Below are 23972 nucleotides of genomic sequence, written 5' to 3'. Positions count from 1 at the left end.
TAAGCTGGCTCGTCGTGACGTCCCCCGATTCTGTTGACGACATCCCCGAGCAGTTCCGCATCCGGCAGGGCAAGCGTGAACGGCTGCTGAGCGAGGGGCGCGACCCGTACCCGGTCAAGGTCGACCGCACCCACACCCTTGCCGATCTGCGTGCGGCGTATCCGGACCTCGCCGCCGACACCAAGACCGGTGAGAAGGTCGGCGTCGCCGGCCGCGTCATCTTCGCCCGCAACTCGGGCAAGCTCTGCTTCGCCACCCTGCAGGAGGGGGAGGGCACCCAGCTGCAGGCGATGATCAGCCTCGACCAGGTCGGTCAGGAATCGCTGGACGCGTGGAAGGCCGACGTCGACCTCGGTGACATCGTGTTCGTTCACGGCGAAGTGATCAGCTCGCGGCGGGGCGAACTGTCTGTGCTCGCCGACTCTTGGCAAATCGCCTCCAAGGCGCTGCGGCCGCTCCCGGTCGCGCACAAGGAGATGAGCGAAGAGTCCCGGGTGCGGCAGCGCTACGTCGACCTGATCGTGCGGCCGGAGGCGCGCGAGATCGCCCGGCAGCGGGTGGCGGTGGTGCGGGCCGTGCGGTCGGCGCTCGAGCGGCGCGGGTTCCTGGAAGTGGAGACCCCCATGCTGCAGACACTGGCCGGCGGCGCTGCCGCCCGTCCTTTTGTGACGCACTCCAATGCGCTCGATGCCGACCTTTACCTACGCATCGCTCCGGAACTGTTTCTGAAGCGCTGTGTGGTGGGTGGATTCGACCGGGTCTTCGAGCTGAATCGAAACTTCAGAAACGAAGGCGCGGATTCCACACATTCGCCGGAATTCGCGATGTTGGAGACATATCAGGCGTACGGGACCTACGACGATTCCGCGATCGTCACGCGTGAACTTATTCAGGAGGTCGCCGACGAAGCGATCGGCACTCGACAGGTGCCATTGGCCGACGGGTCTGTCTACGACCTCGACGGTGAATGGGACACCATTGAAATGTATCCGTCATTGTCCGAAGCGCTGGGTGAAGAGATCACCCCGCAGACCAGTGTGCAGCATCTGTGGCGGATCGCGGACCGTTTGGGCGTGGAGATTGCCCGTGACCGCGGTTATGGGCACGGGAAATTGGTCGAGGAACTGTGGGAATTCACCGTGGGCGACAAGTTGTGGGCGCCGACGTTCGTACGGGACTTCCCGGTCGAGACCACGCCGCTGACGCGCCCGCACCGCAGTGTCGACGGCGTGACGGAGAAATGGGATCTTTATGTTCGTCACTTCGAGTTGGCGACCGGCTACTCGGAGTTGATCGATCCCGTGATTCAGCGCGAACGTTTTGAAGCCCAGGCGCGCGCGGCCGCCGCCGGAGATGACGAGGCAATGGCGCTCGATGAGGATTTCCTGGCCGCCCTTGAGTACGGTATGCCGCCCACCACGGGCACCGGAATGGGCATCGATCGCTTGTTGATGGCGCTGACAGGACTGTCGATTAGGGAGACGGTTTTGTTCCCGATTGTTCGCCGACACGGCAACTGAACTGCCGCGAATCTCACGTTGTTGAATGGCCCGCCCCTTTATGGCAGATTGGTGTCCGAGATGGGGCCATATCCGCCCATCTGAGACGTGAGAAGGGCAGTGGGGTAATGGCTAAGAAAGTCACCGTCACGTTGGTCGACGATTTCGACGGTGAGGGTGCCGCTGACGAGACGGTGGAATTCGGTCTCGACGGTGTCAGTTATGAGATCGATCTCTCTGCCAAGAACGCCGCAAAGCTCCGTAATGAGCTGAAGCAATGGGTCGACGCGGGCCGTCGGGTCGGCGGCCGGCGCCGCGGACGCGCGGTGGGCACCGGACGCGGTCGTGCTGCCATCGATCGGGAACAGAGCGCGGCCATCCGTGAGTGGGCGCGCCGCAACGGGCACAACGTCTCGACCCGCGGCCGGATCCCGGCCGACGTCATCGACGCGTTCCACGCAGCAACGTAACGGCGGATTGCCGGTTCGACAGGAGCCGGTATCGCGTTCGCTGGTGGCGAACCGCCGGCGGCGCGGATCCGGAAACGAATTGCGGCTACCTCGCGTTGGTTCTAACAGCACCGGGTAGTTGCCTTCCGCGGTTCATGTGTCAATCCCTTCGGGGACCGGCAGGCGGGGCACCCGGAGCCGCCGACCATTAGAGTGGACGGCGTAGGTGCAAAGCACTGGAGCGACACCGCCGTCAGGGCGCATCAGTGCAGACCACCTCATATATGCGATGGAGAGCAGGTAACCACGGATGTTCGAAAGATTCACCGACCGTGCGCGTCGGGTTGTCGTCCTGGCTCAAGAAGAGGCCCGGATGCTCAACCACAACTACATCGGCACCGAGCACATCCTGCTGGGCCTCATTCACGAAGGTGAAGGCGTAGCCGCCAAGTCGCTCGAGTCGCTGGGCATCTCCCTGGAGGGCGTGCGCAGCCAGGTCGAAGAGATCATCGGCCAGGGTCAGCAGGCGCCGTCCGGGCACATCCCTTTCACCCCCCGAGCCAAGAAGGTGCTGGAGCTCAGCCTTCGTGAGGCGTTGCAGCTCGGCCACAACTACATCGGCACCGAGCACATCCTGCTCGGTCTCATCCGCGAGGGTGAGGGCGTCGCCGCGCAGGTGCTCGTCAAGCTCGGAGCCGAGCTGACCCGGGTGCGCCAGCAGGTCATCCAGCTGCTGAGCGGCTACCAGGGCAAGGAGACCGCCGAGGCGGGCACCGGAGGCCGGGGCGGCGAGGCGGGCAACCCGTCCACCTCGCTCGTGCTCGACCAGTTCGGCCGCAACCTGACCGCCGCCGCGATGGAGGGCAAGCTCGATCCGGTCATCGGCCGTGAGAAGGAAATCGAGCGGGTCATGCAGGTGCTGAGCCGCCGCACCAAGAACAACCCGGTGCTGATCGGCGAGCCCGGTGTCGGCAAGACCGCCGTCGTGGAGGGCCTGGCCCAGGCGATCGTGCACGGCGACGTGCCCGAGACGCTGAAGGACAAGCAGCTCTACACGCTGGACCTCGGGTCGCTGGTCGCGGGCAGCCGCTACCGGGGTGATTTCGAGGAACGCCTGAAGAAGGTGCTCAAGGAGATCAACACCCGCGGCGACATCATCCTGTTCATCGACGAGCTGCACACGCTCGTCGGCGCGGGTGCCGCCGAGGGCGCGATCGACGCCGCGTCCATCCTCAAGCCGAAGCTGGCCCGCGGTGAGCTGCAGACCATCGGTGCGACCACCCTCGACGAGTACCGCAAGTACATCGAGAAGGACGCCGCGCTGGAGCGCCGCTTCCAGCCCGTCCAGGTCGGCGAGCCGACGGTCGAGCACACGATCGAGATCCTCAAGGGTCTGCGCGACCGCTACGAGGCGCACCACCGGGTGTCCATCACCGACGGTGCGATCGCCGCCGCGGCCACGCTGGCCGACCGCTACATCAACGACCGGTTCCTGCCGGACAAGGCGATCGACCTCATCGACGAGGCCGGCGCCCGGATGCGCATCCGCCGGATGACCGCGCCGCCGGACCTTCGCGAGTTCGACGAGAAGATCGCCGACGCGCGCCGGGAGAAGGAGTCCGCGATCGACGCGCAGGACTTCGAGAAGGCCGCGAGCCTGCGCGACAAGGAGAAGCAGCTGGTCGCGCAGCGCGCTGAGCGTGAGAAGCAGTGGCGCTCAGGTGATCTCGATGTCGTGGCCGAGGTCGACGACGAGCAGATCGCCGAGGTGCTGGGCAACTGGACCGGAATCCCGGTCTTCAAGCTGACCGAGGAGGAGACCACCCGTCTGCTCCGCATGGAAGACGAGCTGCACAAGCGGATCATCGGCCAGGAGGACGCCGTCAAGGCCGTCTCGAAGGCGATCCGCCGTACCCGTGCGGGTCTGAAGGATCCGAAGCGCCCGTCCGGTTCGTTCATCTTCGCCGGCCCGTCCGGTGTCGGTAAGACCGAGCTGTCCAAGGCGCTGGCCAACTTCCTGTTCGGCGACGACGACGCGCTCATCCAGATCGACATGGGCGAGTTCCACGACCGCTTCACCGCGTCGCGGCTGTTCGGTGCCCCTCCGGGGTACGTCGGCTACGAAGAGGGCGGCCAGCTCACCGAGAAGGTGCGCCGCAAGCCGTTCTCGGTCGTGCTGTTCGACGAGATCGAGAAGGCACACCAGGAGATCTACAACAGCCTCCTGCAGGTGCTCGAGGACGGCCGCCTGACCGACGGTCAGGGCCGCACGGTCGACTTCAAGAACACGGTGCTGATCTTCACCTCGAACCTCGGCACCAGCGACATCAGCAAGGCGGTCGGTCTGGGCTTCACCAAGGGTGGCGGCGAGAACAACTACGAGCGGATGAAGCAGAAGGTTCACGACGAACTGAAGAAGCACTTCCGTCCGGAGTTCCTCAACCGTATCGACGACATCATCGTGTTCCACCAGCTGACGCAGGACGAGATCATCAAGATGGTCGACCTGATGATCGGCCGGGTGTCCAAGCAGCTGAAGGCCAAGGACATGGAGATGGTGCTGACCGACAAGGCCAAGGCGCTGCTGGCCAAGCGCGGTTTCGATCCGGTGCTGGGCGCCCGCCCGCTGCGACGGACCATCCAGCGCGAGATCGAGGACGCCCTGTCGGAGAAGATCCTCTTCGAGGAGGTCGGACCCGGTCAGCTCGTCACCGTCGACGTCGAGAACTGGGACGGCGAGGGTCAGGGCGAGGACGCGGTGTTCACGTTCTCCGGCGCCCGCAAGCCGGCCGCCGGTGCGGAACCGGAGCTCTCCGGCGCCGGAGCCGGTGGCGGGGCAGCCGCAGCCGAGTAACAGCGACAACCCAGACGGGGCGGTCACCTTTCCCAATTCTCGAACCGGGGGAGGGTGGCCGCCCCGTCTGGCTTACGATGCTCGAGTAATCGACGGGCACCGGAACCTGGTGGAATTCCAGAACGGTCGCGCCACTGTGACAGTCAGACCCGGATCCGTCGCACATCTGGCAGGGACGCGAAATCCCGGAAAGGAACCACCATGACGTCACCCGAGCTGAGCAGGACCTCCGCAGGCGCCATCGACTTCTCAGGAACCAGGGCCGCGGTGTGGCTCTCGCTGACCGCGTTCTTCGCGCTCGTCGTCCTGTACTTCGTCGGCATGGATCAGGGGGCGACGTCGGTCTTCGGCAGCAACACCTACATCCACGAGTTCGTGCACGACGCCCGCCATCTCCTCGGCTTCCCCTGCCACTAGAGGCTCGGGAGGCATAACCGAACATGGAGAAGCAGATCATCGGGCGCGGCCTCCTGGCCGGCGCCATCGCAGGCATGCTCGCGTTCCTGTTCGCCAGGATCTTCGTCGAGCCGCAGATCGAACGCGCCATCGGATACGAAGAGGGTGTGGGCGCCGCGCATGAGGCGCTCGAGCACGGCGGTCACGGCCACAGCCACGGCGACGGCGGCGGATTCACGCGCGGTGTCCAGATGAACATCGGCATGGGGCTGGGTGTGCTGTTGTTCAGCCTGGCCATCGGCGCGTTGTTCGCCGTCGCGTTCGCGGTGGCCTACGGCCGGGTCGGCGACATCTCGGCGCGATTGCTGTCGCTGTACGTCGCGGGCGGAATGCTGTTGAGCCTCTACGTGGTTCCGTCGCTGAAATATCCGGCGAGCCCGCCGGCACTGAGCCTGGACGAGACGATCCGGCAGCGCACGCTGCTCTACCTGGCCGTCGTCGTGCTGTCGGCCGCTCTGCTGGTCGGCGCGGTGTACCTCGGTAGGCGGTGGGCGGTCAGGCTCGGCGCCTGGAACGCGACGGTCGCCGCCGGGGCTGCGTACCTGGTCGCCATCGCCGTCGTGATGCTGGTGCTGCCGTCGATCGAGGAAACCCCAGGGCCGTTGATCGATGATGCGGGCGTCATTGTGTACGAGGGATTCCCGGCCGATGTGCTCTACGAGTTCCGCCTGTACTCGCTGGGCACCCAGGTGGTCATCTACGCGACGATCGGTCTGGTGTTCGCCGCGATGATCTCGCGAGTGCTCGGGGAGCGTAAGCAGCCCGTCTCGGGGTGACTCGCGGTGAGTGAAGTCGTCCGGCTGACGCTCGTGTCGCACGCGATGACCGACGCGATGTCGGCCGGACGGTTTCCCCGCGACGAGCCGGTGAACCGGCTCGGACGAGACCAGATCGCCCGCGTCGGCCGAATCGACCTTGCCGGGGCGGGGCGGGTGTTCTGCGGTCCCGAGGCGCGGGCCCGGCAGACGGCCGAGCTGCTGGGCCTGGCCCCGGCCGTCGAGCCGTTGCTGGCCGACCTGGACTGCGGCCGGTGGCAGGGGGATGCGCTCAGCGCCGTGGCCCCCGATCAGATGGCGGTCTGGCTCACCGATGCGGCGAGTGCCCCGCACGGCGGCGAATCGGTGGCCGACCTGATCGCCCGGACGGGCCGCTGGCTGGCCGCGGTGACGTCCGAGCCCGGCCGCGTCGTGGCCGTCACCCATCCGGCGGTGGTCCGGGCCGCGATCCTGGCCGCGCTCGACGCACCGGCGAAGTCGTTCTGGCGCGTCGACGTCGCGCCGGTCAGCTGCACGGCCATGCATTTCCGCGGGCACGCGTGGACCCTGCGGACGATGTGAGGCCCGCTGCTCAGTTCGGGATCAGCTCGAAGGTCTGCCGGGCGATCGACATCAGCCACGCCGCAGCTGTCTGGCTGCGGAACTCCGGCCAGTTCGACTGCAGGCTGACCACCCACGGCTGACCGGACGCGTCGACGGCGTACCAGCTGAACGTCAGGTCGCCGGGCAGATTGCCCGCCTTGGCACCGATGTAGGGCCACTCCCGGCGGTCCAGATCGATGCCGGGGACCGCCGACAGGATGTCCTTCACCGGGGCCGCCTCACCCACCGCGCCTTTCTGCAGCGCGGCGTGCAGCCGGCAGATGTCGGCGGCGCTGCCGTACCATTCGGCGCCGATGTCCGACGCGGGCTCGTGAGTGCGCTTCGGGTCCGGTTCGTAGGGGCGGGAATTCGTCTGCTGCAGCAGCTGCGCGCGGCCCTCACGCGAGGCCTGCTTCCACTGCTCGCGCAGATCCGGGGTGCCCCAGCCGACCGAGAAGAGCTCGTGCATCGTCGGGAACGGCGTCATGCTCGCCGGATCGTGATGTCCGGCCGCGACCAGCGCCCGCTCGATGGCTCCGGGTCCGAGCCGTTCGATCAGCAGGTCGGTGGCCATGTTGTCGCTGGCCGAGATCATCTGCTGGGCGGCCTCGCGTACCGAGACCGTGGCGCCGGGGTCAAGGTCGTCGAACGCCGACGAACCGACGGCCTTGGCGTCCTCGGTGATCGTCAGGGTGTCCGTCCACTCCAGGGTGTCCGCCTTGACCGCGTCGGCGACGGCGAGCAGCACGTAGAGCTTGAAGATCGACGCCAGTGGCAGGGACATGTCGGTGTTGGAACCCGCCACTTTGACGCACCGCCCGTCGTCGACCTTGGCCACCTGGTAGGAGTAACGCGCTCCCGCCCCGGTCAGCAGTTCGTCGATGTCGGACCACTCCTCGACGACCGGAGGCACCAATTCGACGTTGAACCGGTCCACCATGCCGGCGTCATCGGTGCGCAGCTCGATCGTCTGGGCGACGCCATAGGACGTGAGCACGTCGAGCTTCGCGTGCCCGGCCCCGACGTCGACGTCGGTCACGGTGAACGGCCTGTCCCACCACATCCGGTCGAGAGTGACGCCGACGTGCTCGACGGCCTGCGGGGCGGCCAGCGTGCGGACGCCGACCTCGCCGATCGGCCAGTCGCTGTTGAGCATGTCCATGGTCTGCTTGGCCCGCAGACCCTGGGGCGTGTTGATCTGGATGGGCGCGCCGTACGCGGCGTCGGCCGGAGCCGGGTGCGTGGCTGCACACCCGCAGGCCAGGGAGGCGACACTGACCAGGGCGACCACCAGCGTGGCCGCTCTGCGTCGGGTCCGGCCTGCCTGCGCCCTGTTAGTCAGTCCCCGCAACGTCGAGCACGACCTCGAACTCCAGCAGTGAGGCACCCTTGGCCACAGGGTTGGCGCGCTCACCGGCGTGCGCCTCGATGGCCGGGCCGGTGGCCCAGGCCTGGAACGCCTCGTCGGACTCCCACTGGGTGACGACGAAGTAGCGGTCCTCGCCCTTGACCGGGCGCAGCAGCTGGAAGCCCAGGAAGCCGGGCTGGTTGTCGACGGCGTGGGCGCGGTGGGCGAACCGCTTCTCCAGCTCTGGGCCGGCGCCCGCCGGGACCTCGATTGCGTTGATCTTCACCACAGGGGTCTTGGTGGACATGGCGTTCAGGCTACCGCGCCCCGTCGGCATGATGGATTGATGGATCTGCTCACCTTCCACGGTGGTCGCGGGCGTCCACTGGTCCTGGTGCACGGCCTGATGGGCCGGGGCAGCACCTGGCCGAGGCAGCTGCCGTGGCTGACGCAGCTGGGCCGGGTGTACACCTACGATGCGCCATGGCACCGGGGCCGGGATGTCGCCGATCCGCATCCGATCTGCACCGAACGGTTCGTGGCCGATCTCGGCGACGCGGTCACGCAACTCGACGAGCCCGCTGTCATGGTGGGGCATTCGATGGGAGCGCTGCACTCGTGGTGTCTGGCGGCCGAGCGTCCGGATCTGGTCGCGGCGCTGGTCGTGGAGGACATGGCGCCGGACTTCCGGGGCCGGACGACGGGCCCGTGGGAACCGTGGGTGCACGCCCTGCCGGTCGAGTTCGGCTCGGCAGATCAGGTGTACGCCGAGTTCGGGCCGGTGGCCGGGCAGTACTTCCTGGAGGCGTTCGACCGGACGGCCACGGGCTGGCGGTTGCACGGCCACCCCGCCAAGTGGATCGAGATCGCCGCGGAGTGGGGGAGACGGGACTATTGGGACCAGTGGCGGGCAGTCGCGGTGCCGGCCCTGCTGATGGAGGCGGAGGCGTCGGTGGCCCCGCCGGGGCAGATGTGCGCGATGGCCGAGATGTCGCCGGCGGCCCGGTATCTGCATGTGCCCGGCGCCGGGCACCTCATCCACGACGACGCCGCGCGGAAATATCGGGACGCCGTGACGGAGTTTCTAACGACGTTCGCCTGACGCGCTCGGGACAGGCCAACTCGGGTGCTCCTCGAACCTGGTGCGGATCGCGTCGAGGTCGTGCTGTTCCCGGTCGCGGTCGCGGTCGGGGAACAACAGCCCGGCCATCGGTGCTGCCCAGCGGAACTGGTCGAGGTGCACACGGAGGGTGCCGGAGCGGTGGGCGGCCCAACCCAGGACCGCTGCCAGCGCGAACGGAGAAAACAGGATCAGATAGGGCAATGCGATACTCATGGCAGCAATAGTGCGTTCAGGCAATATCCGGCCAACAGTGGCAGAAGTGACATCTGTCGATAAGATACTGCCATGACGTTGAAAAGTGTGTCGGCGCTGGTGCTCGACAACCTCGCGGTGTTCGAGTTCGGGGTCATCTGCGAGGTCTTCGGCATCGACCGCTCCGGCGACGGGGTGCCGAACTTCGACTTCAAGGTGTGCGGTCCGGAGCCGGGTAAGCCGCTGCGGACCTCGGTGGGGGCCTCGCTCACCCCTGACCACGGCCTCGACGACCTGCTCGGGGCTGATCTGGTGGCGATACCGGCCATCGGCGGCGCCGATTACCTGCCTGAGGCGCTCGACGCGGTGCGGCGCGCGGCCGACGCGGGGTCGATCATCCTCACCGTGTGCTCGGGGGCATTCGTCGCCGGCGCCGCAGGTCTGCTCGACGGGCGTCCGTGCACCACGCACTGGATGCACGCCGACGAGCTCGCGCAGCTGTATCCGACTGCCCGGGTCGACCGCAACGTGCTGTTCGTCGACGACGGCAACCTCATCACCAGCGCGGGCACCGCCGCCGGCATCGACGCGTGCCTGCACCTGGTGCGCCGCGAGCTCGGCAGCGAGGTCACCAACACCATCGCCCGCCGCATGGTGGTGCCACCCCAGCGCGACGGCGGGCAACGGCAGTACATCGAGCAGCCGATCCCGGTGAAGTGTTCCGAGCGGTTCGCCCCCCACTTGGACTGGATCCTGGCCAACCTGGACAAGCCGCACACCGTCACCACGCTCGCGCGGCGGGCCCACATGTCGGGGCGCACGTTCGCGCGCCGCTTCGTCGAGGAGACCGGCCGCACCCCGATGCAATGGGTGACCGACCAGCGGGTGCTCTACGCACGCCGCCTGCTCGAAGAGACCACTCTGGACGTCGACAGCATCGCCGAACGGTCCGGCTTCGGCACCTCGACGCTGTTACGTCACCACTTCCGCCGCATCATCGGGGTGACGCCGTCGGACTACCGCCGGCAGTTCAACTCCGCGGAATCCGAAGCGAAGGTGGCCGTGCTGGCGTAGCGGCCATCCTCAACAACTGCCCTCGCCGCACAGCGCGAAGCGGCCGTCCGCGGTCTGCTCCACCAGCCCGTCGACCAGCAGCGAGTCCAGGGCCCGATCGCGCTGCGCGGTGTCGGTCGTCCACGCGAGGTCGAGCTGCTCACGTGACACCGGAGAAACGCTGGCGCGCAACACATCCAGGAGGCGGCCACGCACCTGCCGGTCGGTGCCGGCATACTTCTGCACCCGCTTGGCCGGGCCGCTGCCCGCAGGGAAACCGCGCGAGCGCCACGCACACCGTGGCAGCGGGCACACCCCGCACCGGGGGGCCCTGGCCGTGCACACCGTCGCGCCGAACTCCATGAGCGCCACCGAGAATCGGGCCGCCCTGTCGTGACCGGGCAGCAGTGCCTCGACGTCGGCGAGGTCGCGCGTCGACGGGGAGCCGGCGTCGGCGAGGCCGTGCACGGTGCGGGCCACCACACGGCGAACGTTGGTGTCCACGACCGGAACTCGCTGCCCGTAGGCGAAACAGGCCACAGCTCGCGCGGTATAGGTCCCGATGCCCGGCAGCGACAGCAGCGTGTCGACATCGGCGGGCACCACGTCGCCGTGTTCGGCGGCGATCACCGTGGCGCATTCGTGGAGCCGCTTGGCCCGCCGCGGATAGCCGAGCTTGCCCCACGCGCGCAGCACCTCGGCGGCGCCCGCGGCGGCGGTCGCCGAGGGTGTCGGCCAGCGCTCGATCCAGGCCACCCAGATCGGCTGCACCCGCGCCACCGGGGTCTGCTGCAGCATGAACTCGCTGACCAGGATCTGCCACGCCGAGACGCCCGGCCTGCGCCACGGCAGGTCCCGCTGGGCATCCTCATACCAGTTGATCAGGTCCTCGGGATCGATCATCGCGACCGGCTCAGGCAGAATGACGGCCATGCCGAACACGAGCCCGTTGACCGCCTGGAAAGCACTCAAAGAGGGTAACGAGCGTTTCGTTGCCGGGCGTCCCGAGCACCCGAGTCAGAGCATCGAGCACCGAGCCAAGCTGGCGGCCGCGCAGAAGCCGACCGCGGTGGTGTTCGGCTGTGCGGACAGCCGGGTCGCCGCCGAGATCATCTTCGACCAGGGCCTCGGCGACATGTTCGTCGTCCGCACGGCCGGCCACGTGATCGACGGCGCAGTGCTGGGCTCCATCGAGTACGCCGTCACCGTGCTCAGCGTTCCGCTGATCGTGGTGCTCGGCCACGACAGCTGCGGCGCGGTCGGAGCGACACTGTCGGCGCTCGACGAAGGAGTCGTGCCGTCCGGGTACGTCCGCGACGTCGTGGAGCGGGTGACGCCGTCGATCCTGTTGGGCCGCCGCGACGGGTTGACTCGGGTCGACGAGTTCGAGGCCCGCCACGTCACCGAGACCGGCAGGCAGCTGCTGAGCCGCTCCACCGCGATCTCCGAGGCGGTGCGGGACGGGAAACTGGCGATCGTGGGGCTGACCTATCACCTGGCCGACGGTCAGGTGGTCTTGCGTGACCATATCGGGGACATCGGCGAAGCCTGAGGCGCGACACGCCGGGGCACGTCGGACAAGGCGGCGTGACCTGGCCTTACCGTGATGATGTGCTGGATCTAGAACCACATGGGCCGCTGCCCAGGCAGATTTACTGGCGCCGCAGGGCGCTCGCGGCCGGCATCGCCGTGCTGGTCATCGCGATCGTCGCCGCTGTGGTCGCGGTCGTCGTGATGAACAGCACCAGCAGTGAGCAGCCGACGGCCAACGAGTCGGAGGCGCCCAGCGCCGAGGCAGCCCCGCCACCGCCGCTGCCGGGTGAGGATCCCAACGTCAAGACGCCGATCCAGCCGCCGGCGCAGCAGGCCCCGCCGCCGACCCCAACCCCGACGGCCGCGGTGGTACCGCCGCCCATCCTGAAAGAGGGCGACGACTGCCCGGATTCCACGCTCGCCGTCAAGGGCATCACCAACCAGCCGCAGTACATCGTGGGCGATCAGCCGAAATTCACGATGGTGGTCACCAACATCGGTCTGGTCGCCTGCCAGCGTGATGTCGGGGCGGCCGTGCTCGCGGCCTACGTGTATTCGCTGAACAACGAGCGGCTGTGGTCGAACCTCGACTGCGCGCCGTCCAACGAGACGCTGATCAAGACCTTCCAGCCGGGCGAGCAGGTCACCACCGAGGTCACCTGGACCGGCATGGGTTCGGCGCCGAATTGCCCGCTGCCGCGGCAACCCATCGGCCCCGGCACCTACAACCTCGTCGTGCAGCTGGGCAATCTGCGGTCGGCGACGGTGCCGTTCATCCTGGCCCAGCCCGCGGCCGCGCCGGGCAACCTTCCCCCCCAGGGCCCCGGGCAGCCGCCCGGACCCATCGGCTGAGCCAGGCGGCCGGTCGGCTCAGGCGAGCCGGTCGGCGATCGTGGACTCGGCCAGCTGAGACAGGCCCTCTCTGATGTGGCGGGCCCACATCGAGCCGATGCCTTCGACCGACTGCAGGTCGCTGGCGCTGGCCGCGAGTAGCCCCTGCAGCGAGCCGAAATTGCGGACGAGCAGGTCGACATGCGCGAACTGCAGCCGCGGGATACCCGCCATCGCCCGGTAGCCGCGTGAGCTCATCGCCGAGTCCTGCGCTTCGGCCGTCGACGGGTAGCCGAAAACCCGCGCGAGTGTGGTGAAGTCCAGCAGCTCGTTGTCCGACAGCGCGTCGAGCTCCTCCAGCGTCGCGGTCACCTGCGCCGACGTGGGCGGGTCGGGGTTGGCGTGGTAGTCGCGAACGATCAGCTCGCGCTCGGTGTCGTTGTCGCCGACCAGTTCGTCGAGCTGCAGCTTGAGCTGACGCCCGTCGGTGCCGAGCTCGACCACGTCGGAGTCGATCTCCAGGCTGATCCGGCGCACCATCTCCAATCGCTGCACGACGGTCATCACGTCCCGCAGCGTCACGAAGTCCTCGATCTCGGCCATCGACAGCTGCCGGCTGACCTCGTCGAGACGCGTCTTGTAGCGCTCGAGCGTGTCGATGGTCTGGTTCGCGCGCGACAGGATGGTCGCCGACTCGGGCACCACGTGGCGCTCGCCGGCGACGTAGACGGTCACGATGCTCATCGAGTGACTCACCGAGATCACCGGGTAGCCGGTCTGGATCGCGGTGCGCTCGGCGGACCGGTGCCTGGTTCCGGACTCTTCGGTGGGGATGGACGGATCGGGTACCAGCTGGACGTTGGCCCGCAGGATGCGGCTGCCGTCGCTGGACAGCACCACCGCCCCGTCCATCTTCGACAGCTCCCGCAGCCGCGTCGGCGCGTACCGCACATCCAGGGAGAAGCCACCGTCGCAGATGGCCTCCACGCTGTCGTCGTAGCCGATCACTATCAGCGCGCCGGTGCGACCGCGCAGGATGCGTTCCAGGCCGTCGCGCAGTGGCGTCCCGGGGGCCAGCCGCGCGATCGTTTCACGCAGCGTCGGGCGTACCAGTGGCACGACCGTGCGCGCAGCCCGGGCTGTCGTCGACTTCACGGCCACATCGTCTCCACGGTCTGCGCTGGACTGTCAGTTCGCGCCATTCTGGCTGATGCGCCGCAGCACCTGCAATGCCGAGGTGATGTTGTCCGCCGACAGCACCTGCAGCCCGGGCGGCGCCGACGCCACCCCGGCCGGGACGACCGCGCAGGTGAACCCGAGCCTGGCCGCCTCGGCCAGCCTGCGGTCCATGCCCGTCACCCGGCGCAGATCCCCGGCCAGGCCGACCTCGCCGATCGCAATCGCGGTGGTGGGCAGCGCGAGATCGGTGTAGGCCGACGCGATCGCCAGGGCCACGGCCAGGTCCGAGGAGGAGTCGGTCAGTCGCATGCCGCCGACGGTGGACAGGTAGATGTCGTTGGTGCCGACCGGCAGCCGCGCCCGCTTCTCCAGCACCGCGGTGATCATCGCCGCGCGGGACGAGTCGATGCCACTGACGGCCCGCCGGGGGCTGCCGCTGGCCGGCGCGCCGATGAGGGCCTGCACCTCTCCGATCATGGGCCGCTTGCCGTCGAGCGTGACCGTGACCGCGGTGCCCGACACCGGCTTGGGCCGCTGGTCGAGGAACAACCCGGATGGATCGGATACGCATTCGATTCCGTTGTCGTGCAACAGGAAACACCCGACCTCGTCGGCGGCGCCGAAACGGTTCTTGATGCCGCGGACCATGCGCAGCGCGGACGCGCGGTCGCCCTCGAAGTGCAGGACGACGTCGACGAGGTGCTCCAGGGACCGCGGCCCGGCGATCGCGCCGTCCTTGGTGACGTGTCCGACGAGCAGCATCGCGACACCGGTCGTCTTGGCCGTCATGGTCAGTGCGGTGGTGACGGCGCGGACCTGGGTGACTCCGCCGGTCACCCCGTCGGCCTCGGTGGTCGACATGGTCTGCACGGAGTCGACGACGACCAAGCTGGGTGCCACGACGTCGATGTGGCCGAGCGCAGTCTGCAGGTCGGACTCGGCGGCGAGGTAGACCTCGTCGTGGGTGCAGCCGGTGCGCTCGGCGCGCAGTCTGATCTGCCCGGCCGACTCCTCGCCCGACAGGTACAGCGCACGCCGGCCGGTCGAGGCCCAGCGGTGGGCCACCTCCAGCAGCAGGGTCGACTTGCCGACCCCGGGATCTCCGGCGAGCAGGGTCACCGAGCCGGGGACCACGCCGCCGCCGAGCACCCGGTCGAGTTCGCTGATGCCGGTGTGGAAATGCCGGGTGGTGCCCGGGTCGATCGAGCTGATCGGTACCGCAGGGGAGGCCGGCGCGACCGGACGCCTGGCGGCAGAACCGCCGACCGCGCTCAGCGCCACCTCGTTGACGGTGCCCCAGGTGCCGCATTCGGAGCATCGACCCACCCATTTAGGGGTGACGTGATGGCACTCCGAGCAACGGTATTGCGAACGTACTTTCGATTTTGTCGGGGCCACGCGCTGACCGTAGCCGTCGGCACCGACAGAACGCCGGTGGCGCTCGCAACCGTGTCGCGCCGGACGGCGGTCTAGTGTCCGCCACCCCCGCCGTGGGTGGCTCCACCGCCGCCTCCGGCGTCCCGGCGCGGGGTCTCACCGGCCGAGATCGGCACCGGCACGGTCGTCTCGCCGGCGTTCTGGAAGGTGAAGGTGAAGTCGTAGGTGAGGCCGTTGGTGATCGGCTTGTTCAACTCCACGGTGGCCTCGGCCGCGTCGGCCGGTTCCACGCTTTCCAGCGCCGAGATCTGGCCATCGGGTGCGCCGACCAGGAGTGAACCGTTCACCGGCACGGCGCCGTCGCCGGTCAGGATGACCTCGCCGATGTCGGAGGTGATCTTGACCAGCTTGTCGGGGACGTCGGCCGAGGCGTTCGCCGCGACGAACAGCAACTCGACCTCGGTGCCGGGCTGTACGTAGTCGGTGGTCTGAGGGGCGCGGAGGTGGACGTTGCGCAGCGCAATGCTGCCGACGTTGCCACTCGTGCCGTTGACCGCGGGCTCCTGCGTCGCGGTCTGGGAGACCTGCCCGGCGCCGCAGCCGCTGAGCACGACCGACGCGGCCACACCGCAAGTCGCCAGCGCGGCGACGACAGAAGAGCGCCGTTTGAAGGGGTTCACTGGGGGCCTCCTGCTTAGCCGGCGGTGACATTTCCCGCCGGGCACCGTGGTTCGACTATGCAGAGTAGTAGGTGATGAATTGCCGCGGTAGCGGAGGTCGGGGCCGCTCCCGTCACGCCCGCGATCGGGGCGTGGCGATGCACGGATTCGCTGTGGTGTCAACCCCTGGCGCAGACCATCGGTGCCCCTGACCTGCATCGTTGATCCGCACCGGATAACGGCCCGTGTTAAGATCGAGGGGTGAAAGGGGCTCGAAACTGATGATTTTCAAGGTCGGAGACACCGTCGTCTATCCACACCACGGTGCTGCGTTGATCGAGGCGATCGAAACCCGGACCATCAAAGGCGAGCAGAAGGAGTATCTCGTCCTGAAGGTCGCCCAGGGTGATCTCACCGTTCGAGTGCCCGCAGACAACGCCGAATACGTGGGCGTGCGCGATGTTGTCGGGCAGGAGGGCCTGGACAAGGTCTTCCAGGTGTTGCGGGCACCGCATACCGAGGAGCCGACCAACTGGTCGCGGCGGTACAAGGCCAATCTGGAGAAGCTGGCTTCCGGTGACGTGAACAAGGTCGCCGAGGTCGTTCGCGACCTGTGGCGTCGCGATCAGGAGCGCGGCCTTTCTGCGGGTGAGAAGCGCATGTTGGCCAAGGCTCGCCAGATCCTGGTGGGTGAACTCGCGCTTGCCGAGAACACCGATGACGCCAAGGCCGCGACGATTCTGGACGAAGTCCTCGCCGCAGCGTCCTAGTCGCACCTGTTGATGCGGCTGTGATACCGCCGAGCATCCGCGTCGGGCTCGGCACTGACGTACATCCCATCGAATCCGGTCGTCCGTGCTGGCTGCTGGGTCTGCTGTTCGATGACGCAGACGGTTGCGCCGGCCACTCGGACGGTGACGTGGCCGCCCATGCTCTCTGCGACGCGCTGCTGTCCGCAGCGGGCATGGGCGACATCGGCGAAGTGTTCGGCACCGACCGGCCACAATGGCGGGGAGTCAGCGGTGCCGACATGCTTCGGCACGTGCATTCTCTGTTGGCCGCCGCAGGCCTGCGCGTCGGCAACGCCGCCGTGCAGGTGATCGGGAACCGGCCCAAGATCGGCCCGCGCCGCGCCGAGTCTCAGAAGCTACTCTCCGAACTGCTCGGTGCGCCGGTGTCGGTGTCGGCGACCACCACCGACGGCCTGGGTCTGACCGGCCGGGGCGAGGGTCTGGCTGCGATAGCGACGGCCCTGGTGGTGACCGACGAGCGCTTGCGCGAGGAGTCGGCGAGCACCGACGAGCGCTTGCGCGAGGAGTCGGCCCGCCGCGATGCGGGTTCAGCCTGAACCTGCCGGTAAGCTGGCCGGTCGTGACCGAAAGCCCCGCAGCTGTCATGCGGCTCTATGACACGTTGTCTGGCGGTGTGCGCGACTTTGCGCCACTGCGGCCCGGCCACGTCTCCATCTACCTGTGCGGCGCGACGGTGCAGGGCCTGCCCCACATCGGCCACGTGCGCAGCGGTGTCGCGTTCGACGTGCTGCGACGCTGGCTCACCGCCAAAGGCTTCGACGTCGCGTTTATCCGCAACGTCACCGACATCGACGACAAAATCCTTACCAAGGCCGCCGACGCGGGCCGCCCGTGGTGGGAGTGGGCCGCCACCTACGAACGCGCGTTCAGCGCGGCCTACGACGCGCTCGGGGTGCTCCCGCCGTCTGCCGAACCGCGCGCAACCGGGCACATCACCCAGATGGTCGAGTTGATCGGGCGGCTGATCGAGCGCGGCCACGCCTACACCGGTGACGGCGACGTGTACTTCGACGTGTCCACGCTGCCCGATTACGGCAAGCTGTCCGGCCACAGGATCGACGATGTCCACCAGGGCGAGGGCGTCGCGACGGGCAAGCGCGACCAGCGTGACTTCACGCTGTGGAAGGGCGCCAAACCCGGTGAGCCGTCGTGGCCGACGCCGTGGGGCCGCGGCCGTCCCGGCTGGCACACCGAATGCGTCGCGATGTGCGAGTCCTACCTCGGGTCGGAGTTCGACATTCACGCCGGCGGTATGGATCTGGTGTTCCCGCACCATGAGAACGAGATCGCGCAGGCCGAGGCTGCCGGCGACGCTTTCGCCCGGTTCTGGCTGCACAACGGCTGGGTCACCATGGGCGGCGAGAAGATGAGTAAGTCGCTGGGCAACGTGCTTGCGATTCCCGCTGTCCTGCAACGGGTTCGGGCGGCCGAGCTGCGCTACTACCTGGGCAGCGCCCACTACCGGTCCATGCTGGAGTTCTCCGAGACCGCCCTGCAGGACGCGGCCAGGGCCTACACCGGCATCGAGGACTTTCTGCACCGGGTGCGCACCCGCGTCGGCGCCGTCGTTCCCGGACAGTGGACGCCGAAGTTCGGTGCCGCGCTCGATGACGATTTGGCGGTGCCCGCCGCGCTGGCCGAGGTGCACGCCGCGCGGGCGGAAGGCAACCGGGCGCTCGACGCCGGGGACCACGACGCGGCACTCGACCACGCCATGTCGATCCGGGCGATGATGGGCATTCTCGGCGCCGACCCACTCGACGAGCGCTGGGAGTCCCGCGACGAGACCTCGGCGGCGCTGGCCGCGGTCGACGTGCTGGTCCAGGCGGAGGTGCGCCGCCGTGAGGAGGCCCGCGCCCGGCGCGACTGGGCCGAGGCCGATGCCATCCGCGACCGCCTCAAGGAGGCGGGTATCGAGGTGACCGACACCGCCGACGGTCCCCAGTGGTCACTACTGGACGGAACGGATAAGTAATGGCGGGCAATTCACAGCGTCGCGGTGCGGTGCGCAAGGCCGGAACCAAGAAGGGGCCGACCGTCGGGTCCGGCGGTCAGCGCAGGCGCGGGCTGGAGGGCAAGGGCGCAACCCCACCGGCGCATCAGCGACCCCATCACCCGGCCGGCAAGCGGGCCGCGAAGGCGGCACGGCAGGCTCAGGGCCGGCACAAGAAGACCGACGACACCGAGATCGTGCTTGGGCGCAACCCGGTCCTCGAGTGCCTGCGCGCCGGGGTGCCCGCCACGGCGTTGTACGTGGCGCTGGGCGCCGACTCCGACGAGCGGCTCACCGAGGCCGTGCACATCGCCGCGGACAAGGGCATCTCGATCCTGGAGGTGCCGCGACACGACCTGGACCGGATCGCGTCCAACGGCATGCACCAGGGTCTGGCGCTGCAGGTGCCCCCATACAACTACGCCCATCCCGACGATCTGCTCGCCGAGGCCAAGGCCGATGCGGCGCCGCCGCTGATGGTCGCTCTGGACAACATCTCCGATCCGCGCAACCTCGGCGCGATCGTTCGGTCGGTCGCCGCGTTCGGCGGCCACGGTGTGCTCATCCCGCAACGCCGCTCTGCGTCGGTCACCGCGGTGGCGTGGCGCACCAGCGCGGGCGCGGCGGCGCGCCTGCCCGTCGCGCGGGCCACCAACCTGAACCGCACACTGAAGCAGTGGGCCGACGCGGGCCTGCAGGTCGTCGGCCTCGACGCCGACGGCGACACCACGATCGACCAGCTCGACGCCGACGGTCCGATCGTGGTGGTGGTCGGTTCCGAGGGCAAGGGACTTTCCCGGCTGGTCCGGGAGAACTGTGACGCGATCGTGTCCATCCCGATGGCCGGGCCTACCGAATCGCTCAACGCGTCGGTCGCAGCGGGCGTGGTGCTCGCCGAGATCGCCAGGCAGCGCCGCGGCTGAGCCGATGGGCCTAAAGCCCGAACAGCTGGATCCACACCCACAGCCCCAGCACCGCGGCGAGCAGGGTCAGCGGTGCGGTGCACACGCCGACGCGGCTGAACTCGGCGAAGCCGGCCTTCATGTCGCGCCGGACCACGTTGCGCCACAACAGGTTCGCCAATGAGCCGACGTAGGTGAGGTTGGGTCCGATGTTGACCCCGATCAGCACCGCGAGCACGGCGGCCGGACCGGCCGCGGTCACCAACGGCAGCAGCACCAGGACCGCCGGCAGATTGTTGACGACGTTGGACAGCACAGCGGCCACCGCCGCGATCCCGAGCAGCGCCGCGAACCCCTGACCGTCCGGGAGCAGCCGGTGCATCGCCGGCTCCAGACCGCTGCGCATCACCGCGGCGACCACAACACCCAGGCACAGCACGAATGCCAGGAACGGCACGTCGGCGGCGGCGGCGATCCTTGGGACTGTGGTGCGGTGTTCGACCAGCGCCCGCACACCGAGCACCGCCGCGCCCGCCAGTGCCGCCCACGCCGGTGAGAGTCCCAGCAGCGAGGTGACGGCAAAACCGAGCAGCGTCAGTCCGACCACCACCAGCGCGAACAGCGGCATCTCGACGGGAGCGGTGGGCGGCTGCCGCCGCGGCCGCACCGCCAGGTCTTTGGCGAAAATCCAACGCAGCAGCGCGAATTCGACGAGAATTGCGGCCATCCAGGGCAGCGACATGGCCGCCGCGAAATGCAGGAACGACAATCCGGCCGCGCTGAAGGCCAGCAGATTGGTCAGGTTCGACACCGGCAGCAGCAGTGACGCGGTGTTGGCCAGATGCGCGGTGGCATAGACGTGGGGTCGGGCCGGCACCGCGAGCGTGCGTGCGGTGGCCAGCACGACGGGCGTCAGCAATACCACCGTGGCGTCCAGGCTCAGGACCGCGGTCACCCCGGCGGCGATCGCGAAAACAGAGGCCAGCAGCCGGTTCTGGCCGCCTGTGGTGGCACGGGCCATCAGCTGCCCGGCCGCGTGGAACAATCCCACGTCATCACACAACCGGGCCAGCACCAGCACCGCGGCCAGGAAGCCGACCACCGGTGTCAGCCGGGCGACCTCGGTGATCGCGTCGTCTGGGGAGATGGCGCCGGCGGCGATCACCACACCGGCTGCGGGGACCGCCACCACGGCCTCAGGCCAGCGGTGCGGCCGGAGCAGCGCGAAGCCGAGCACCGCGGCCAGCGCCGCGACGGAGACGGTCAGTTCCACGGAGCGGCCGGCCGCCACAGCGTGGGCAGGTGCAGTCCGACGCCGTCCTCGGCGGCCAGCCGGGACAGCACGCGCATCGACGCATCGAGGTCGTCGGCAGCGAACGGCAACGCGCGCAACGGTTTGTGCAGTGGGCGGAAGAAGTCGTCCCAGTGAATCAGCACCACCTGGCGTGCCCCGACGGTCCGTACCGTCTGCGCCCAGTACTCGACCAGATAGCTTTCCGGTTGCAGACCCAGCTGCCCGACACCGAGATACACCACGTCGGCGCGACGGCCGGCAAGCGCGCCCGGCAGGAATCCCGCGCTGCCGACGACCAGCAGTCCGAGACCGCTGGGGCGATGGTGCACGACGGCTGACCACGCTTCGCCGCACCGGTAGGCCGACGCGCGGGCCGGCGGCTTCACCGGTGCGGTGATGCTGCCGGGGAACCGGTCCGGCGGGCAGTGGTTGCCCTGGATGAGGGTGAGCTCAAAGTTGCCCGCGGTGACGGTCTCACCGGGGGTGACGACCTCGACCCGGTCCAGTCCGTGCCCGCGGCCGAGGTGCGCCGCCGATGTCCCGCCGATCAACCGGGCACCGGTCAGTTCGGCGACGAGTGCGGAATCCATCGCATGGTCGTAGTGGGTGTGCACCGGGGTGACAGCCTCCAGGCGACGCACGCCGAGCCGTGACAGCGCGTCGTCGATGCGGCGGCGCGACGGGCGCAGCGGCCGGGTGGCGACGGTGAGCAGTCCCGGCCGGGAGAAGAAGCCGTCGGTCAGCACCGCCGACCGGCCGTCGTCGATGAGCAGGGTGGTCACCCCAGCCCACGTCACGGTCACCGAGGCCGACGGTGCCGCTGCCGGCAGATCGAAATACGCGGAGTAGGCCTGCAGGTCAGGCCGCCCGGCCTTCAGGCGCATGACGCCACCCTAAGCGGTGCGGGCCGCCCTGATGCTGCGCAGCCCGGCGATCGCGGCACCCAGGCAGGCCGCGGCCACTGTGCCTGCGAACCACGGGAACACCGCGGCCAGATCCCAGCGTGTGGCGGCCCAGCCCGCGATCAGGGTGGGCACCGCCATCGCGGTATAGGCCAGCAGATAGAACGCCGACATCGTCTCGCCACGCCGGTCAGCGGGGACGACGTCCGACAGGTGCCGCAACGAGCCGCCGAAGCCGAGTCCGAAGGTCGCGCCGAGCAGCGCCGCCGCGACGAACACCAGCTGCCACTGATGGGTCAGCAGCACCGGGATCGTGAGCAGCAGCGCAGCGGCCATGCCGGTGTCACCGGTGATCGCGGCGTACCTGGCCGGGATGCGGGTGGCGGCCAACTGCGCCAGTGCGGCGGCGAAGGCCGTGGTGCCGACGACGGCGCCGCCGAACACCAGGTTGTCGATGTGGGTCTGGCGCGCGGCAAGCGACGGGTACAGCGACAGCAGCACCCCGAGCACCGACCAGGAAGCCATCGCGCCGAGTGCGGAGAACCAGAAGTCGCCCCGGATCTGCTGCGGTACCGCGGGTTTGGCGATCCGGATGGGGCCGCGGGTGCGGGTGGTGTGGGTCTCGCGCAGGGCCAGCAGGCCGACGCCGACGGCCAGGCAGATCACCGCGACCACCGCGTACGGCGTTCTCAGTGGATGAGGGGCGTATTGCGCGAGCAGCGCGGACCCGAGGATCGCCACGGTCATGCCGATGTTGAAGCTGACGCCGCTGAGCTGCCCGGCGCGCACACCGTGGTCGGGCCGCAGGTCCAGCAGCGCCGCAGCGCCGGCGACGACGATGGAACCCACCGCCGCGCCGTGGATGGTGCGGGCCAGCAGCAGCATCCCCATGCTGTCGGCGACCAGGAACACCCCGAGCCCCACCATCAGCGCGAGCAGCGCGGCGACGAGTACCGGTTTGCGGCCCACCACGTCGGAGATCCGACCCGAGACCAGTACCGCCGCCAGCGCGGCGACGGCGTACACCGCGAACACGACCGTGGTGGCCAGCGGCGAGAGGTGCCAGTGGGTCTCGTAAATGCCGTACAGCGGCGCCGGCAGCCCGGACACCCCGAGCGCCACCCCGCTGAGCACGAGCAGCAGCGGGTAGGCCCACCGCTGTGGGGGAGTCGCCGGAGGGTCGAACGCGACGATCCTCATCACCTCCGACGGCTGATTGACGTGTGCCGAACCCGACGAGGTTACGTCGGAGTCCGCCAGACACAAACCCGGCGGGGTGGGGGATATTCCCGGGGCCCTCAGGTGAACGGGGCCAGTGTCACACCGTCGCCTGTCAGCCGTTCACGCACCGCCGTGGCGATGCGCACCGCGCCGGGCGAGTCGCCGTGGACGCACACCGACTCGACGGTGATCGGGATCGTCGAACCGTCGACCGCGGTCACCCGTCCGGCGGTGACCATGGAGATCACCCGGTCGGCGATCTCGTCGAGGTCGTGCAGCACCGCATTGCGCTCGCGGCGCGAGACCAGCTGTCCGTCGGGCCGGTAGGCCCGGTCGGCGAACGCCTCGGGCACGGTGCGCAGCCCGAGTTCGTCGGCGGCGGTGAAGAACACCGAGCCGGCCAGGCCGAGCACCGGCAGCGCCGGGTCGACGGCATGCACGGCTTGCGCGACGGCCTGTGCCTGCGCGCGGTGGGTGACGATCGAGTTGTACAGCGCCCCGTGCGGTTTGACGTAGGACACGGTGGAGCCGGCGGCGGCGGCCAGCGCCGACAGCGCCCCGATCTGGTACATCACGTCGGCGACCAGGTCCTCGGTACTGACGTCGATGAAGCGCCTGCCGAAACCGGCCAGGTCGCGGTAGCTGACCTGGGCGCCGATCCTCACCCCACGGGCCGCGGCGGCGCGGCACACCTTGAGCAGCGTGGCGGGGTCGCCGGCATGGAATCCGCACGCCACGTTGGCCGATGTGACGATCTCGAGCATCGCGTCGTCGTCACCGAGGGTCCAGACCCCGAAGCCCTCACCGAGGTCGGCGTTGAGGTCAACGGAGACCGGTGCCATGACGTCGAGCCTAGTGTCCGCGTGACGGTCGCCACGACGATGTGCACTCGTTATTGAAAACGGTTATCGTTGCGATGTGTTTGGTACGTCCCGGA

25 protein-coding genes are annotated in these 23972 nt (G+C 68.8%); 14 read left to right on the top strand and 11 right to left on the bottom strand.

Annotated elements, in window-relative coordinates; genetic code table 11:
- The first annotated feature begins 14 nt into the window (after positions 1 to 14).
- The 6 genes from lysS (at position 15) to KXD97_RS04090 (ending at position 6595) form a co-directional block, all read left to right on the top strand.
- Positions 15 to 1520, top strand: a complete 1506-nt coding sequence (lysS, locus tag KXD97_RS04115; RefSeq protein ID WP_260755588.1) for a lysine--tRNA ligase — start codon at positions 15 to 17, stop codon at positions 1518 to 1520.
- A 107-nt stretch (positions 1521 to 1627) separates the two neighbouring features.
- Positions 1628 to 1969, top strand: a complete 342-nt coding sequence (gene lsr2, locus KXD97_RS04110) for a histone-like nucleoid-structuring protein Lsr2 (protein WP_260755587.1) — start codon at positions 1628 to 1630, stop codon at positions 1967 to 1969.
- A gap of 289 nt (positions 1970 to 2258) precedes the next feature.
- A complete protein-coding gene (gene clpC1 / locus KXD97_RS04105) occupies positions 2259 to 4802 on the top strand; it encodes an ATP-dependent protease ATP-binding subunit ClpC (protein ID WP_260755586.1) in 2544 nt (847 codons plus the stop codon).
- A 201-nt stretch (positions 4803 to 5003) separates the two neighbouring features.
- Positions 5004 to 5219: a CbtB-domain containing protein gene (locus KXD97_RS04100; RefSeq protein ID WP_260755585.1), complete on the top strand. Its 216-nt coding sequence runs from the start codon at positions 5004 to 5006 to the stop codon at positions 5217 to 5219.
- Between the two features lie 23 nt (positions 5220 to 5242).
- Positions 5243 to 6034 carry a CbtA family protein gene (locus KXD97_RS04095; protein ID WP_260755584.1) on the top strand — a complete coding sequence of 264 codons (792 nt, stop codon included), beginning with the start codon at positions 5243 to 5245 and terminating at the stop codon, positions 6032 to 6034.
- A gap of 6 nt (positions 6035 to 6040) precedes the next feature.
- Positions 6041 to 6595: a histidine phosphatase family protein gene (locus KXD97_RS04090; RefSeq protein WP_260755583.1), complete on the top strand. Its 555-nt coding sequence runs from the start codon at positions 6041 to 6043 to the stop codon at positions 6593 to 6595.
- 10 nt (positions 6596 to 6605) lie between these two features.
- Here the strand turns inward: KXD97_RS04090 and KXD97_RS04085 are convergent, their stop codons facing one another.
- Both KXD97_RS04085 and mhuD read right to left on the bottom strand, forming a co-directional pair.
- The gene (locus KXD97_RS04085) at positions 6606 to 7967 is read right to left on the bottom strand and encodes a serine hydrolase (RefSeq protein WP_260755582.1); all 1362 of its coding nucleotides are present in this window, start codon (positions 7965 to 7967) and stop codon (positions 6606 to 6608) included.
- Positions 7951 to 8271, bottom strand: coding sequence for a mycobilin-forming heme oxygenase MhuD (mhuD, locus tag KXD97_RS04080; RefSeq protein WP_260755581.1), 321 nt, complete (start codon positions 8269 to 8271; stop codon positions 7951 to 7953). The genes KXD97_RS04085 and mhuD overlap by 17 nt, the downstream gene beginning before the upstream one ends.
- Before the next feature lie 39 nt (positions 8272 to 8310).
- On the opposite strand from mhuD, the gene KXD97_RS04075 reads away from it, so the two are divergent.
- The gene (locus KXD97_RS04075; protein ID WP_260755580.1) at positions 8311 to 9066 is read left to right on the top strand and encodes an alpha/beta fold hydrolase; all 756 of its coding nucleotides are present in this window, start codon (positions 8311 to 8313) and stop codon (positions 9064 to 9066) included.
- Here the strand turns inward: KXD97_RS04075 and KXD97_RS04070 are convergent.
- Complete coding sequence (locus tag KXD97_RS04070; protein WP_260755579.1) at positions 9049 to 9300, bottom strand: hypothetical protein; 252 nt, start codon at positions 9298 to 9300, stop codon at positions 9049 to 9051. The two genes, KXD97_RS04075 and KXD97_RS04070, sit on opposite strands and share 18 nt — an antisense overlap.
- Before the next feature lie 72 nt (positions 9301 to 9372).
- Between KXD97_RS04070 and KXD97_RS04065 the strand changes: the two genes are divergently transcribed.
- Positions 9373 to 10353, top strand: a complete 981-nt coding sequence (locus tag KXD97_RS04065) for a GlxA family transcriptional regulator (protein WP_260755578.1) — start codon at positions 9373 to 9375, stop codon at positions 10351 to 10353.
- 9 nt (positions 10354 to 10362) lie between these two features.
- Here the strand turns inward: KXD97_RS04065 and KXD97_RS04060 are convergent, their stop codons facing one another.
- Positions 10363 to 11265 (bottom strand): A/G-specific adenine glycosylase, encoded by a 903-nt coding sequence (locus tag KXD97_RS04060; RefSeq protein WP_313901346.1) that lies wholly within the window; start codon positions 11263 to 11265, stop codon positions 10363 to 10365.
- Between KXD97_RS04060 and KXD97_RS04055 the strand changes: the two genes are divergently transcribed.
- Positions 11264 to 11884 carry a carbonic anhydrase gene (locus tag KXD97_RS04055; RefSeq protein ID WP_260755577.1) on the top strand — a complete coding sequence of 207 codons (621 nt, stop codon included), beginning with the start codon at positions 11264 to 11266 and terminating at the stop codon, positions 11882 to 11884. The two genes, KXD97_RS04060 and KXD97_RS04055, sit on opposite strands and share 2 nt — an antisense overlap.
- 59 nt (positions 11885 to 11943) lie before the next feature.
- Entirely contained in the window at positions 11944 to 12717 is a 774-nt protein-coding gene (locus KXD97_RS04050; RefSeq protein ID WP_260755576.1) for a hypothetical protein, read from the top strand.
- A gap of 18 nt (positions 12718 to 12735) precedes the next feature.
- Here the strand turns inward: KXD97_RS04050 and disA are convergent, their stop codons facing one another.
- The 3 genes from disA to KXD97_RS04035 form a co-directional block, all read right to left on the bottom strand.
- Positions 12736 to 13815, bottom strand: a complete 1080-nt coding sequence (disA, locus tag KXD97_RS04045; protein WP_396885337.1) for a DNA integrity scanning diadenylate cyclase DisA — start codon at positions 13813 to 13815, stop codon at positions 12736 to 12738.
- 69 nt (positions 13816 to 13884) lie between these two features.
- On the bottom strand, positions 13885 to 15273 hold the full coding sequence (gene radA, locus KXD97_RS04040) for a DNA repair protein RadA (RefSeq protein WP_260755573.1): 1389 nt from the start codon (positions 15271 to 15273) through the stop codon (positions 13885 to 13887).
- 71 nt (positions 15274 to 15344) lie between these two features.
- The gene (locus KXD97_RS04035; protein ID WP_260755572.1) at positions 15345 to 15932 is read right to left on the bottom strand and encodes a hypothetical protein; all 588 of its coding nucleotides are present in this window, start codon (positions 15930 to 15932) and stop codon (positions 15345 to 15347) included.
- A 260-nt stretch (positions 15933 to 16192) separates the two neighbouring features.
- Between KXD97_RS04035 and carD the strand changes: the two genes are divergently transcribed.
- Genes carD through rlmB form a run of 4 tightly spaced genes read left to right on the top strand, consistent with a single transcriptional unit; the run spans position 16193 to position 19639 of the window.
- Positions 16193 to 16681: an RNA polymerase-binding transcription factor CarD gene (gene carD, locus KXD97_RS04030; RefSeq protein ID WP_067954270.1), complete on the top strand. Its 489-nt coding sequence runs from the start codon at positions 16193 to 16195 to the stop codon at positions 16679 to 16681.
- Between the two features lie 23 nt (positions 16682 to 16704).
- Positions 16705 to 17259: a 2-C-methyl-D-erythritol 2,4-cyclodiphosphate synthase gene (ispF, locus tag KXD97_RS04025; protein WP_260757830.1), complete on the top strand. Its 555-nt coding sequence runs from the start codon at positions 16705 to 16707 to the stop codon at positions 17257 to 17259.
- A gap of 47 nt (positions 17260 to 17306) precedes the next feature.
- Entirely contained in the window at positions 17307 to 18698 is a 1392-nt protein-coding gene (cysS, locus tag KXD97_RS04020; protein ID WP_260757829.1) for a cysteine--tRNA ligase, read from the top strand.
- Positions 18698 to 19639: a 23S rRNA (guanosine(2251)-2'-O)-methyltransferase RlmB gene (gene rlmB, locus KXD97_RS04015; protein ID WP_260755571.1), complete on the top strand. Its 942-nt coding sequence runs from the start codon at positions 18698 to 18700 to the stop codon at positions 19637 to 19639. Before cysS ends, rlmB begins: the two co-directional genes overlap by 1 nt.
- 10 nt (positions 19640 to 19649) lie before the next feature.
- On the opposite strand, the gene KXD97_RS04010 is transcribed toward rlmB, so the two are convergent.
- From KXD97_RS04010 to KXD97_RS03995, 4 genes are all read right to left on the bottom strand, one after another.
- Positions 19650 to 20891, bottom strand: coding sequence for an SLC13 family permease (locus KXD97_RS04010; RefSeq protein ID WP_260755570.1), 1242 nt, complete (start codon positions 20889 to 20891; stop codon positions 19650 to 19652).
- On the bottom strand, positions 20882 to 21796 hold the full coding sequence (locus KXD97_RS04005; protein ID WP_260755569.1) for an MBL fold metallo-hydrolase: 915 nt from the start codon (positions 21794 to 21796) through the stop codon (positions 20882 to 20884). Before KXD97_RS04005 ends, KXD97_RS04010 begins: the two co-directional genes overlap by 10 nt.
- 9 nt (positions 21797 to 21805) lie before the next feature.
- Positions 21806 to 23014 (bottom strand): MFS transporter, encoded by a 1209-nt coding sequence (locus KXD97_RS04000; protein ID WP_260755568.1) that lies wholly within the window; start codon positions 23012 to 23014, stop codon positions 21806 to 21808.
- Positions 23015 to 23112: 98 nt separating this feature from the next.
- Positions 23113 to 23877: a LamB/YcsF family protein gene (locus tag KXD97_RS03995; RefSeq protein WP_260755567.1), complete on the bottom strand. Its 765-nt coding sequence runs from the start codon at positions 23875 to 23877 to the stop codon at positions 23113 to 23115.
- Positions 23878 to 23972: the final 95 nt, after the last annotated feature.

Origin of the sequence: Mycobacterium sp. SMC-8, from assembly GCF_025263565.1 — a bacterium.
Classification (GTDB): domain Bacteria; phylum Actinomycetota; class Actinomycetes; order Mycobacteriales; family Mycobacteriaceae; genus Mycobacterium.
The sequence above is the reverse complement of the archived record's forward strand: the minus strand, read 5'-3'. Positions and strand labels throughout refer to the sequence as shown.